12 protein-coding genes are annotated in these 12,498 nt (G+C 40.1%); 8 read left to right on the top strand and 4 right to left on the bottom strand.

The window, feature by feature from the left end; genetic code table 11:
* Positions 1-5: 5 nt before the first annotated feature.
* A complete protein-coding gene (locus tag HGJ18_RS07660; RefSeq protein WP_253695418.1) occupies positions 6-1,793 on the bottom strand; it encodes a proline--tRNA ligase in 1,788 nt (595 codons plus the stop codon).
* A gap of 227 nt (positions 1,794-2,020) precedes the next feature.
* On the opposite strand from HGJ18_RS07660, the gene lepB reads away from it, so the two are divergent.
* On the top strand, positions 2,021-3,706 hold the full coding sequence (lepB, locus tag HGJ18_RS07655) for a signal peptidase I (RefSeq protein ID WP_253695411.1): 1,686 nt from the start codon (positions 2,021-2,023) through the stop codon (positions 3,704-3,706).
* On the opposite strand, the gene HGJ18_RS07650 is transcribed toward lepB, so the two are convergent.
* Positions 3,695-4,573, bottom strand: a complete 879-nt coding sequence (locus HGJ18_RS07650; protein ID WP_253695409.1) for an acyl-[acyl-carrier-protein] thioesterase — start codon at positions 4,571-4,573, stop codon at positions 3,695-3,697. The two genes, lepB and HGJ18_RS07650, sit on opposite strands and share 12 nt — an antisense overlap.
* 119 nt (positions 4,574-4,692) lie before the next feature.
* Here HGJ18_RS07650 and HGJ18_RS07645 point away from each other — a divergent pair, with 119 nt between their 5' ends.
* From HGJ18_RS07645 to HGJ18_RS07625, 5 genes are all read left to right on the top strand, one after another.
* Positions 4,693-5,904 (top strand): substrate-binding domain-containing protein, encoded by a 1,212-nt coding sequence (locus tag HGJ18_RS07645; protein WP_253695407.1) that lies wholly within the window; start codon positions 4,693-4,695, stop codon positions 5,902-5,904.
* Positions 5,905-6,015: 111 nt separating this feature from the next.
* Positions 6,016-7,509, top strand: a complete 1,494-nt coding sequence (locus tag HGJ18_RS07640; RefSeq protein ID WP_253695406.1) for a sugar ABC transporter ATP-binding protein — start codon at positions 6,016-6,018, stop codon at positions 7,507-7,509.
* A 24-nt stretch (positions 7,510-7,533) separates the two neighbouring features.
* A complete protein-coding gene (locus HGJ18_RS07635) occupies positions 7,534-9,228 on the top strand; it encodes a galactose/methyl galactoside ABC transporter permease MglC (protein ID WP_253695404.1) in 1,695 nt (564 codons plus the stop codon).
* A gap of 12 nt (positions 9,229-9,240) precedes the next feature.
* Positions 9,241-9,840, top strand: coding sequence for a methyltransferase domain-containing protein (locus HGJ18_RS07630; RefSeq protein ID WP_253695402.1), 600 nt, complete (start codon positions 9,241-9,243; stop codon positions 9,838-9,840).
* The gene (locus tag HGJ18_RS07625) at positions 9,841-10,011 is read left to right on the top strand and encodes a methyltransferase (RefSeq protein WP_253695401.1); all 171 of its coding nucleotides are present in this window, start codon (positions 9,841-9,843) and stop codon (positions 10,009-10,011) included.
* A gap of 8 nt (positions 10,012-10,019) precedes the next feature.
* Here the strand turns inward: HGJ18_RS07625 and HGJ18_RS07620 are convergent, their stop codons facing one another.
* On the bottom strand, positions 10,020-10,184 hold the full coding sequence (locus tag HGJ18_RS07620; RefSeq protein ID WP_253695399.1) for a hypothetical protein: 165 nt from the start codon (positions 10,182-10,184) through the stop codon (positions 10,020-10,022).
* Positions 10,171-10,380, bottom strand: coding sequence for a hypothetical protein (locus HGJ18_RS07615; protein WP_253695397.1), 210 nt, complete (start codon positions 10,378-10,380; stop codon positions 10,171-10,173). Before HGJ18_RS07615 ends, HGJ18_RS07620 begins: the two co-directional genes overlap by 14 nt.
* 141 nt (positions 10,381-10,521) lie before the next feature.
* Between HGJ18_RS07615 and HGJ18_RS07610 the strand changes: the two genes are divergently transcribed.
* Together HGJ18_RS07610 and HGJ18_RS07605 are read left to right on the top strand one after the other, a co-directional pair.
* On the top strand, positions 10,522-11,721 hold the full coding sequence (locus tag HGJ18_RS07610) for a galactokinase (RefSeq protein ID WP_253695395.1): 1,200 nt from the start codon (positions 10,522-10,524) through the stop codon (positions 11,719-11,721).
* Between the two features lie 168 nt (positions 11,722-11,889).
* Positions 11,890-12,489, top strand: a complete 600-nt coding sequence (locus tag HGJ18_RS07605) for a hypothetical protein (RefSeq protein ID WP_253695394.1) — start codon at positions 11,890-11,892, stop codon at positions 12,487-12,489.
* Positions 12,490-12,498: the final 9 nt, after the last annotated feature.

Raw genomic sequence — 12,498 nt, 5'->3', positions numbered from 1 at the left:
ATCCTCTAGTTTAATTTTGCAAGTTCTTCTTTTACGGTTTTTTCAACTAAGTCTACAACCTTGTCTTTATCGATTAAGCTGCTTTCTCCCGCCTTTCTAAGCTTAAATTCGATATTGGGAAGATTTTTTTCGCCGACTACAAGCCTTATCGGAATGCCTATAAGGTCCATATCCTTAAACTTAACGCCTGTCCTTTCTTTTCGGTCATCTAAGAGGGCTTCAATTCCTCTTTTTTTGCATTCTTCGTAGAGACGGTCGGCTTCCTTTTGCATTTCTCCCTCGTATTTTATGGGAACTATAGCAACTTGGAAGGGGGCGATAGTCATGGGCCAGATTATTCCGTCTTCATCATGGTGTTCTTCGACAATTGAAGCTGTAAGCCGATCAAGACCTATGCCGTAGCAGCCCATGGAAGGGTGCTGTTGTTTTCCGTTTTCATCGAGATAGGTCATATTCATAGCCTTTGTGTATTTATATCCCAGCTTAAAGATGTGTCCGAGTTCGTTTCCCTTTTTGGTGTAAAGGGCGGTACCGCAAACCGCACACTTATCTCCGGCCCTTACCGTGCGGAGGTCAAAGATATAATCGGGGGTAAAATCCCGTAAAGGTTCTACATGAATTAAATGCTTATCCCTTTTTAAGGCTCCGGTTACCGTATCGTGCATCAGCATAACGCTTTCATCGGCTATGATCGGAATATTTTTTAAACCTGCTGGGCCGATAAAACCTATAACAGTTCCCGTAACTTCTTCTACCTCTCTATCACTTGTAAGAACGGCTTCAGATGCTTTAAGAGCAGATTTTAACTTTGCTTCGTTTACTTCCAAGTCACCCCTTATACAAACCGCAACCAGCTGTCCCCCATCAATACCGTTTTTATGCTTATTGTCCGCTGTCTTTGCAGCAAGGACTTCGGAATTCTCTATACGGTAAATTAAGGCCTTAATAAGGCAATCACTGGGCCTTTTTAAAAAAGAAGCTAAGGCCTCTATTGTCCTCACATCAGGCGTATCGATTTCTTCCATAACCGGGGTTGAATCTTGGGAGGTATTTCCGTTTTCCGGCTGTTTATCGGGCGCACAGGCTGCCTTTTCTTCATTTGCTGCATAGCCGCAAGAAGGGCAGATGAGGAGGGTGTCGTCACCAACGGAAGATTCTACCATGAACTCCTGAGAACCGCTTCCTCCCATAGCACCTGAGTCGGCCTTTACTCCTATTACCGTAAGACCGCAGCGCTTAAAAATCTTTATATAAGCTTTTTCAAAGCTGAGATAGGCTTCGTCTAAACTTTTATCGTTTGTATGGAAAGAATAGGCATCTTTCATAGTAAATTCGCGGGTTCTCATAAGTCCGTATCGGGGGCGGATTTCATCGCGGTATTTTGTATTTATTTGATAAGCCAAAACAGGATAGTGCTTATAGGAAGACAACTCATTCTTTAAAAGAGCAGTAAAGGCTTCTTCGTCCGTAGGGCTTACTACCAATTCTTGATTTAGGCGGTTTTTAATACGCAAAAGTTCAGGCCCCATCGAGTCCCATCTTCCCGATTCTTGCCAAATTTCACCCGGAACAATTACGGGAGGCTTAAATTCGAGACAGCCTATTGCATCCATTTCTTCCCTGATAATTTTTTCTACCTTTCTAAAGGCTTTTAAGCCGAGGGGCAAATAGGCAAAAAGCCCGTTAGCCAAATTTCTTATCATTCCTGCCCGCAAAAGCAGCTTGTGACTTTCAACAACAGCCTCATTCGGGATTTCTCGTAAGGTAGGCATATACATCTGCGTCATCTTCATAATTTTATCAACTCCAATAAAAACTTTTTAAGGCGTTTATTTTACCCCTTTTGCTTAAAAAAATCTATAGGCCGGATTTTTTTTAAAACGCTCGAACTCTAGCATAAAATACAAAAAAGTGATATACTCTGTTTCTTATGGGCCTTGATTTTGTTTAGATAGCAATAGGGCCGCTTTTAAAAGCTGATGTTTTTATAAGCTGTTTATATAAATTACTAGGAGTTTTCATGTCTATCCTTTTTTATGCGGAACCGGTTTTAAGTTTTTTATTTTCAATTTTACTAATTATAAAAAATGCCTCAAGTATTGCTGTGATTGCAGTGGTCTTAGGTGCGGCTTATTCTCTTTGGATGGCTTTTTGTATATTTTCTTTTTTTAAAAAGAAGACCGTGAGAGACTTGTTCATAATGCGTAAAACTATGGAATATGTGCCGTATATTTTTATGGCTTGCTTTATTATATCCAGGGCTGTTCAAGCCGAACAGGATAGGTCTGTGCTTGATGCAATTTTAGCCGTCTATTGGTTTGCCTTAGTTATTTATAATAGAGTGCTTTTGTTTAGATTAAAGGATAAGAGGCTGCCGAAATACTTTCCGGAATTGCCCGCGATACCTAAGAAAAAACGTTCTCTTATTTCGGAAATTTTAGATTGGGCCGATTCCATCTTGCAGGCTGCCTGTGTAGTTCTCCTTTTTACCGTTTTTGTTTTGCAGCTCTATGTTATTCCTTCGGAATCTATGGTTCAGCAGTTTATGATAGGGGACAGGGTCGCAGGCTTTAAAGTTGCTGCAGGGCCGACCTTTCCTCTTTCTTCATTCCGGTTTCCTCAAATTTATAATTATAAGAGGGGGGATGTGGTTATAATCCGCAATCCTCATTATGAAGATGACCCGAATAACGAGCTTAAATTTTTTGCATCTCAGCTGGTGCAGTACCTGACCCTCACTACGGTAAATATCAATAAGGATGAAAACGGAAAGATCAAGGCTGACCCCTTGGTAAAAAGGATTGTGGGCTTAAGCGGAGAAAAGTTAATGCTTGTAGATGGAGTGCTCTACATAAAAAAAGCCGGAGAAAAGGATTTTAAAGCCCTTGATGAAAGTGCTTATGCCGTTTGGGATTTATCCAAGCTGCCCCGGTCAAGCTTAAAATATGTAAAAGACATAAAAATGAATACCGAAGATTTAAACCGCCTTCAATCGGTAGAGGCTTGGCGGGCAAAGGTTGATTTCGATGAGGCCGAAAAGGAAGCCCTTGCCCTTATTAAAAAGATGAAAGAAATAAAGTCTAAGCCCGATAAGGTGTTTTCGGCCAAAGATTTTTTAAGCAAAGGTCAGTACCTTGTTACTCAAATGGCCAGAGATAACGAAGTGATAGCCTCAAAGATTTTGACGACGGACGGCGGGCTTATGTGGTTTGAAAACTTTTTAACTTCATGGAAAAAATCTGCCGAAAAAAATTCCTACAACTTATATGAGATGAGAAATGCTCAACTCAATGTTCTTATTAAACTCGGATTTGGAAAGCTCCTTGTACGGAATGCCGAACTTTATAAGGCTAATGTCAGTGATGCGGTTTTTTCTTCGGATGCGGAACGCCAAGCTATTATAAACGAGCTCGGTGAATACCTCTACTATTTAGCCCTCTCATCTCAAAGAAACATGGACGAATTCCCTAAGGGTGAAGAAGAGTTCATCCCCGAAAACTGCTATTTTATGATGGGGGATAACCGTTTTAATTCCACGGATATGAGGCATGAATATCAATACCACTTGGAAGCCCTTAACAAGGATGATGCCATGTCGATGATGTTTGTAACAAATGTAGCACCCCGCTATATTCATTCTTCAAGAATGCTTGGAACGGTAAATCTAATTCTTTTTCCCAGAGCCCGCTTCGGTTTAGTCAGATAAATTTAGTGTTCGGGAAAGATCATTTTCGTCAGCCCATTCTGAGCGAGCTTTAAATACCTCGCTTCCGTCTTTTGCCCTTATTATGGAATGAATGCAGATATTTTCCGATCGGCTTGATCTGCATATAAGCTCTTCTCCGTACATGGCCGATGAAACAAAATTGGTATCAAGGGTCTTTAATAATTTTCCCTTACAAAAGTCTGCATCCATGTATGACAGAATCCATCTTAAATAGTTTAAATTGTTTACATGAGAATTCATGTCTATATCCAAGAGGTTGGGCCGGAATCTTTCTTCGGTATCCCGGTTTTCGCATGCAGGAATTTTTGCAAACACCTTGCCTTCCAAGTGATCTTCATTAAAGGCTAAATTTCCCATAGTTTTTTCATCCGGCTTTACAGGCTGTCCTGTTTCTGAGTTCAATATTACCCAACAAGAACTTGCACGAAAGATAGGTTGTTTAAGCTCTTTAAATTCTTCTTCTATAGATAAGCTTTTTTCTCTTCCTTCTTCGATACGGCATTTTTCTTCAAAAGCCTCATCGATAGAAGTTTTTTTTCCGTTTTTTGCATAAAAGAAGGCAAAATCCCTAAAGCAAAAAAAGCCCTTAGGCGGCTGAGCCCAAGTTTGAACGATTAAATCATCCATCCAAAGAGGGTATTCGGTAATTTCAAAATGCTGTTTTGTGATAACCCATGTTAAGCCCATTTTTTGCAAATGCGGAACGGAAAGGCCTGTCGTGCTGTAATGACCTGCCGCCAATTCCTGCATCAAAATCGCAAATTCCATGGGTGTAGCCCTGCATTTTCCGTCTATGTTTCCTGTGAGAATCTTATGACGTACACTGTATTTATTATCAATAATCATAGGTCGAATTATATCAGTTTTTCAAAATTGTTTCTAGGTAAAGGATTTAAGGCTATGTAGACATATTTTATAAAATATAATATACTTATTTAAAATTATATTTTAGGAGGTGCGTATTTATGAGATCTTTTTCTAAATTTGCACAAATTGTTTTTTTTGGGCTTCTTATTGTGTCGGCTATTTTTGTTGTAAGCTGCGGCGGAAGCGGAAGTGCAGTTCTTAACAAGAATAAACCTCTCGTCTTTTTTAACAGACAGCCTTCAGACCCGACAACAGGAGAAATCGATATGACCTCTATGAACTGGAACGACAAGACCTATTATGTAGGTTTTGATGCTGCAGGCGGCGGCGCAGTTCAGGGAAAACTTATTACAGATTTTCTTGCATCGGCAGAAGCTTCACTTGACAGAAACGGCGACGGTATTATCGGTTATGTTCTTTGCATCGGTGACGTAGGCCACAACGATTCAAAGGCTAGAACTGAGGGTATCCGAAAGGCTTTGGGAACTTGGGCAGGTTCTACCGACCCCGGTAAAACAAAGCAGGGTTCAATTACTATTGCAGGAAAAACCTTCGATGTTGTAGAGCTTGAAGGAAAGGCTATGACAGGAACCGACGGTTCTACATGGAATGCCAATGCTGCAACAGAGGCCATGGGCGGATGGGCAACAAAGTTTGCAGATCAGATCGATATGGTTGTTTCAAACAATGACGGTATGGCAATGGGCTGTTTACAGGCCTCAAACTATCCTGCAGGTGTTCCGATTTTCGGATATGATGCAAACGCAGATGCTATCGAAGCTGTAGGCAAAGGGCTTCTTACCGGTACGGTTTCTCAGAACGTTGATGCTCAGGCAACAGCAACCTTACAGGTTTTGCGCAACCTGCTCGATGGTTTAACCGGAACAGATGTATACACCAAGGGTATCACAGCCGAAGACTCTTACGGCAATAAAATTTCAGCTCCTGTTCAGTACTGGGCTGATGTAAAAGCTGTTATGGCTGCAAACTCAGGTGTTACAAAGGCCAACTACGAGAACTACCTCGGCGGAACAAGGGATGCCGGAATTAAGCAGACAAATGCTCCCAAAAAGAAGGTTCTTTTAACTATTTATAATTCAGGCGATAATTTTCTTTCTTCTTCATACTTGCCTGCATTAAAATACTATGCTCCTCTTTTGAACATTGAATTGACAATCGTTCAGGGAGACGGACAAAACGAATCAAGCTGTTTGGATAAATTTACAAACCTAAACAACTTTGATGCCTTTGCCGTAAACATGGTTAAAACGAACTCAGGTTCAAACTACACCGACAAGTTAAAGTATTAATGAATCTTAAATTTAAGATTGCCATTAATCTTTGATGGTTTTTTAAGGCGGGAGTTTTCTTCCCGCCTTAAAATCAAAACAGGGGGCTTTTAAAGGAGTGTGATCTTTGGGATGAGTGATGTAGTTCTTGAAATAAAGAACCTTTCAAAATCTTTCGGAAAGAATAAGGTTTTGGACGGTATAGATCTGACTGTAAGACAAGGCTCCGTAATGGGACTTATGGGCGAAAACGGAGCAGGAAAATCCACCATGATGAAGTGCCTTTTCGGTATATACACACGGGATGAGGGCTCCATTTCTTTATTAAACAAATCAATCGAATTTAAAAATCCTAAAGAAGCTCTTGAAAGCGGAGTTGCTATGGTTCATCAAGAACTGAATCTTTGTCTTGACAGAACCGTTACAGATAATTTATTTTTAGGACGCTATCCGACCAACTTCGGGATTGTTGACGAAATAAAAATGTTTGAATCTGCAAGTTCTCTTTTTGCTTCGCTCAATATGAATGTTAATCCCAAAACAATAATGCGTACCATGTCTGTTTCACAGCGGCAGATGGTTGAAATAGCGAAGGCTGTTTCCTATAACGCAAAGCTCATCGTATTGGATGAGCCGACATCTTCTTTAACCGAGAGGGAGGTAAAAAAACTTTTTTCGATAATAAGAGCCTTACAAAAAAAAGGCGTTTCATTTATTTATATTTCGCATAAGATGGATGAGGTTTTTGAGGTTTGCGATGAGGTTGCCGTTTTACGGGACGGTAAGATGATTCTTTCAAAGCCCGTAGCCGAAACGGATATGAACGAAATTATTTCGGCCATGGTAGGCCGCTCTCTGGATAAGCGTTTCCCCGATGTGGATAATGTCCCCGGAGAAGATTTTTTAAAAATAGAAAACTTAAAAACAAAATATGCACCCGTGCTTGAAGATATTTCCTTTACCGTAAGGAAGGGAGAAATCCTAGGTCTTTACGGGCTTGTAGGGGCAGGGAGGAGCGAGCTTTTGGAAGCCCTCTTCGGTATCCGCACTATAGAATCGGGGAGCATAAGTATAAACGATAAATATCTTAAATTTAAGAGCAGTAAAGAGGCCATGGCTCATGGCTTTGCTCTGTTGACCGAAGAGCGTAAACTAAACGGAATGTTCGGCAAGGACACAATAGAATTTAACACGGTAATTACCAATTTGAATAATTATAAAACCATCGGGGTCTTATCAAAGCGTAAAATACGGGAGGCCGCAAACAGGGAAATTGAAACTATGAGGACGAGGTGCCTTTCGGCTGATCAAAGTATTTCGGCCTTGAGCGGTGGAAACCAGCAAAAGGTTATAATCGGAAAATGGCTGGAGCGTTCACCCGATGTGTTTTTGATGGATGAGCCTACCCGCGGTATCGATGTAGGGGCCAAATACGAAATATATCAGCTCATCATCAAGATGGCAAAAGAGGGAAAAACCATAATAGTTGTTTCGAGCGAGATGCCCGAAATTTTAGGTATCACGAACCGCATAGCCGTCATGTCCAACCGTCGCCTTGCTGGTATCGTAAACACAAAAGAAACCGATCAGGAAACTCTGCTCAGGCTTTCGGCCAAGTATTTGTAGGAACTATTTTAAGGAGTATGTTGTATGGAAAATAAGAACAATGAAAAAGTAGACTTTAGTTTTTTTAACGAAGATGCAAAACTTGCCGACTACGGCAGAGCTCTTCAAGAGCTTCGCAAGGACGGGGTCGATAAAATAGCTTCTTTAAAAAATCATATCTATGCTCTTAAAAAGAACCGCCTGATAGACGATGCCGTAAAAATTTCTTCTATTGAAGAATATAAAAAAGAAATTGAAGAAGCAAAGAAAACGGCTCTTGAAAACAAGGATGCCGAAAAGAAACTTGCAGCCGAGGCTGTTGCTTATTCAAATAAACTCTTTAAAGATAATATAAGGGATTTTATAAAGTCGGAAAATCAAAAGCAAAAACAGTATAAGATTGATTATGAAAATCAAAAAGTTTCTATTCTGCAGGAAAACGAAGCTGCAAAAAAAGAGGCCTATGACGATTTTGCCGAAACAAAGGATTCTGCCGAGCTTAACCGCAAGCTCAATGTTTTAAAGTTTCAGATTAATTCTTCTTTTGCTGAGGCAAAGAACAAATACAGGGATGCCGTTGCAACCTCTAAAGAAGCAAAAAATCAAGCCTACATAGACCATGTTCAAAAAAATATTTCTTTAAGAAATGGAAGAACAAATCTTAAAGAAAACATGGTTTTAAATTTTAAGGATTATATTTACAAGTTTAAGCTTTCAAGTTTTTTATTGAGTAACGGTCTTTATCTTGCAATTTTGGTTTTCTTTATTATCTGTATAATTGTAGCCCCCCTATCGGGAAACGGAAATCTTCTATCGCTTCCCAATATCTTTACAATTTTGGAGCAGGCTTCAACCAGAATGTTTTATGCTCTCGGTGTTGCAGGGCTCATTCTTTTGGCCGGTACGGACTTGAGTATAGGAAGAATGGTTGCCCTCGGTTCGGTTATTACAGGTTTGATTTTACATCCGGGGCTTAACATAGTAACCTTTTTTGGTCTCGGCCCTTGGGATTTTACGGCCATGCCAATGGTTTGGCGTTTGATTCTTTCGCTTGGGCTTTCAATATTGCTTTGCGTTTTATTTAGTGCCTTTGCCGGCGTTTTTTCGGCTAGGCTTAAGATTCATCCCTTTATTTCAACCCTTGCGACCCAGTTAATTATCTACGGTCTTTTATTTTTCGGTACGAGCGGAACTCCCGTAGGTTCAATCGATAATGAGGTAAAGGACTTGCTCGGCGGACGGTGGATTTTGGGAATTGTAAATAATGAGATGATTACTCTTCCTAAGCTCATAATTCCCGCCTTAATTGCGATTATAATAGCATGGTTTATTTGGAATAAGACCGTATTCGGAAAAAATATGTATGCCGTAGGAGGAAACTCTGAGGCTGCAGCCGTCAGCGGTATCAGCGTTTTTAAGGTTACTATGGGCGTTTTTATTATGGCCGGAGTATTTTACGGTGTGGGCTCCTTCCTCGAAGCCTTTAGGGCTAATGCAAGTGCAGGAACGGGACAAGGCTATGAACTTGATGCCATTGCCGCCTGCGTAGTCGGAGGCATCTCCTTTAACGGAGGTATAGGAAAAATCAGCGGTGCCGTAATAGGCGTTATTATTTTTACAAGCCTTACCTACTGCCTGACCTTTTTAGGAATAGATACAAACTTGCAATTTGTATTTAAGGGCTTTATCATCATTGCCGCCGTTGCCTTGGACAGCGTAAAATATCTAAAGAAAAAATAGGGAGTAATTTGAATGAGTGACGATAAAAATAATTACAATAAAAATGCAATTAAGTATGCTGTAAAAGAGCACTATGAAAATTTGGCCAAGGAAAACCTTTCGGTAAACGGAGAGGCTGAAAAGATAACTGCCTCAATAGGCTATGCCGCTCAAGACCTGGCCGGAATCCCTAAAGAAGCAGACTTAGGGCTTGGCTGCGGCAATCCGCAAGAAGCTGCCAAACCACGCTTAAATGAAACGGTTCTTGATTTAGGCTGCGGACGAGGTCTTGACTGTTTTATAGCATCAAAGGCAGTGGGTAACAATGGAAAGGTTTTCGGACTTGACGGCTCTGAAACTATGATCCGAAGAGCTTCGGAAATAGCTTTAAAAAACGGCTTTACAAATTGTGAATTTATTCTTGGTGAAATTGAAAATATCCCGCTTCCTGATAGGTCTATAGATCTTATCATGAGTAATTGCGTGATAAATTTGTCTACAGATAAATACAGAGTTTACTCCGAAATATACCGTTGTCTCCGCAAAGGGGGACGGGTTGCTATTTCGGACATTACTCTAAAAAAGGCTCTGCCTAAAGAATGGGTTTCCGATCCCAATATGGTAAAGACCTGAGTGGGAGGAGCTTGGTCTGCGGAGCAGATAAAAGCAGCCTTTGAAAAAATCGGCTTTATCAATATCAGCATAAGTTCTAAAGAAGTCTCCGACGAATACGCAAAAAAATGGGGTCATGGCTTGGAAATAAAAACCTACATTCAAAGCAGCCTTATCTATGCCGAGAAGTAAAATGTTTGTTACGAAATAAAAGTATTTATTGCATTAACTATTTTTTTATATGAGTCTTCGTTAATTTTTGATATTTTTTCAATGAAGGAATATTTATTAACAGGCCGCCTGTAGGCCGGAAGGTTCCCTACAGGTATGCCGAAATCCACCCGCCAAATTTCACCACGTGTCATTTTTAAGAGCCTCCCACATAGAGTTCATAGAAGTTTTAGTGATAACATCTTCTATTTTTTTGTAATCATTTTCGGCTGTAGGATTCGAAGCTTTTTTCCGTAAATTTTCCAACATCTTTTCCATTAGGATTATAGTTTGTTCATAAGAAAGAGATGAAATTTGTTTAGTAAAATCTGAAAATGCTAAGTCTGACATTTAAAACCTCCCTGTGTATAATACTATATTAGTTTTTATAAAAATTCAAGTCAATAAATTTTTAAACCTATCGACAAAGCATTTTTTTTAATATAGAATTATTAATTATTTGGAAAGGCTTTGTGCCTTAGGAGGAAGACTTTGAATTTAAAACAAGATACTACCTTAGAGGCCTTAAAAGATAGCTTCATTTCTTTTTACGGTAATTCGGAAGAAAAAATTATTTTTGCAGCTGCTCCTGCACGGATAAATATAATAGGTGAACATATAGATTATAACGGAGGCCTTGTGCTGCCAGCTGCGGTTAATTTATATTTAAGGATTGCCCTGCGCAAAAGAAAGGATAAAAAAATACTTTACCGCTCGATGAAGACGGAAAAAATTTTTGAATTTGAGCTTGATGGAAATTTGGGCTTTGATAAAGAAAATGATTTTGCAAACTATTTAAACGGCATGTTTTTGTTTTTAAAAGAAAGAGGTTTGAAGGCTGATACGGGATTTGAGCTTTTAATTACAAGCGATATTCCGCAAGGAAGCGGCATCTCTTCTTCGGCGGCCTTGGAACTTTGTTTCGGTAAAATTATTTCTCATGCCTTCGGTTTTGAGCTTGACGGCATTGAGTTTGCAAAGACCGGCCGGCGGGTCGAAAACGAATTCTTAGGTCTTAAATCCGGAATTATGGATCAGTTCGCTATTGCCATGGGTAAAAAAAATCAGGCCATTCTTTTAGATACATCTTCCTTGAACTATGAGTACATTCCTCTTGAAACCGAGCCCTACCGAATTGTAATCATGAATTCCAATAAGCCCCGTAAATTGACGGAATCAAAATATAATGAAAGAAAGGAAGACTGTGAAAAAGCTCTTGCCTTTTTACAGAAAAAAACGGACATAGATTTTTTATGCGATCTAAGTGTTTCCGATTTTGAAAAATTGAAAGAAGATCTGATTTCCAATTTGGGAGAAAAACTTTTCCGCAGGGTAAGGCATTGCGTTACCGAGATGGATAGGGTAAGGCGGAGTGCCGAAGCATTAAAAAATAAGGACTTAAAACTTTTAGGCGCTTCCTTAAACCAATCCCATCTTTCATTAAAAGACGATTACGAAGTTACCGGCAAAGAACTGGATGCCCTATTCTTTGCAGCCATAAAAGAAAAAAGCTGTATCGGTGCCAGAATGACAGGTGCTGGTTTTTCGGGCTGTGCTATCGCCATTGTACACAAGGACGGCTTTGAAGAATTTGCCGAAAGAGTAGGGAAGGCCTACACTGAAAATACCGGCTTTACCGCTTCATTTTTTGCCTGCCAAGCCTCAGACGGAGTGTCCGTTATTTCGATTTAAACAGTGCTATTTACACTGCTTAAAATAAATGCTCCAAAAAGCAAAAAAACGAAAAAACCTCCACGAAAGATTGAAATTTACGGGGAAGCGGGGTATACTATATAGTAACGCATGTGTAAATTGATAATTCAATTACGCATGAAAAAAAACATTTATAAGGAGATTATAATGAAAACAAACAGGAAAACAAGAGTTGCGATGCTTATCACAGCTGCACTGATTGTACTGCTTTTCTCGGGCTGTGCTTTTTTGGAGGGGTTGGCCGCTTCACCGGATAGACCGTCAAGGTCTCTTTCTGTCGGTGATAGAGTTGGAGACAAGACTATCGTATGGGAAAATACCGGTAGAGGCTCATGGAGATTTCTTGCAATGGGAACTCCGTCAGACCCGATGCCATGGGATCTTGATAGTTCACGGCATATAAGCATAAAGAATCTATCCTCAGGTATGGGGGACGGAAAAGAGAACAGTATTTTCTTAAAAAGAGAATTCGAATCGAACGGTTCCAAAACTCATACGGTAAAGAATAGCGCTGTTATGTACTGCATTTCACGAGGAGGCTGGCTCCCCTCACGGGACGAGGCCGAAAAGATAGCTCAATTTACCAGCAAAGACTTTTGGACATCCCACTGTGAAGCAAGCTCGAAGGCTTATTATTACAGCCCGCTTCAGAGAGGACTTCAATCAAAATGGCGAAGCGATCGCGAGCCGGTTGTTGCTATCCCTGTGTACTATCTTGACGCACAAGGAAATGTAACAGAGCCGTAATAAGGAAGT

It is taken from the genome of Treponema denticola, from assembly GCF_024181405.1.
Taxonomy (GTDB): domain Bacteria; phylum Spirochaetota; class Spirochaetia; order Treponematales; family Treponemataceae; genus Treponema_B; species Treponema_B denticola_D.
Note: the sequence above shows the minus strand (reverse complement) of the source record. Positions and strands in the feature narration are given on the sequence as shown.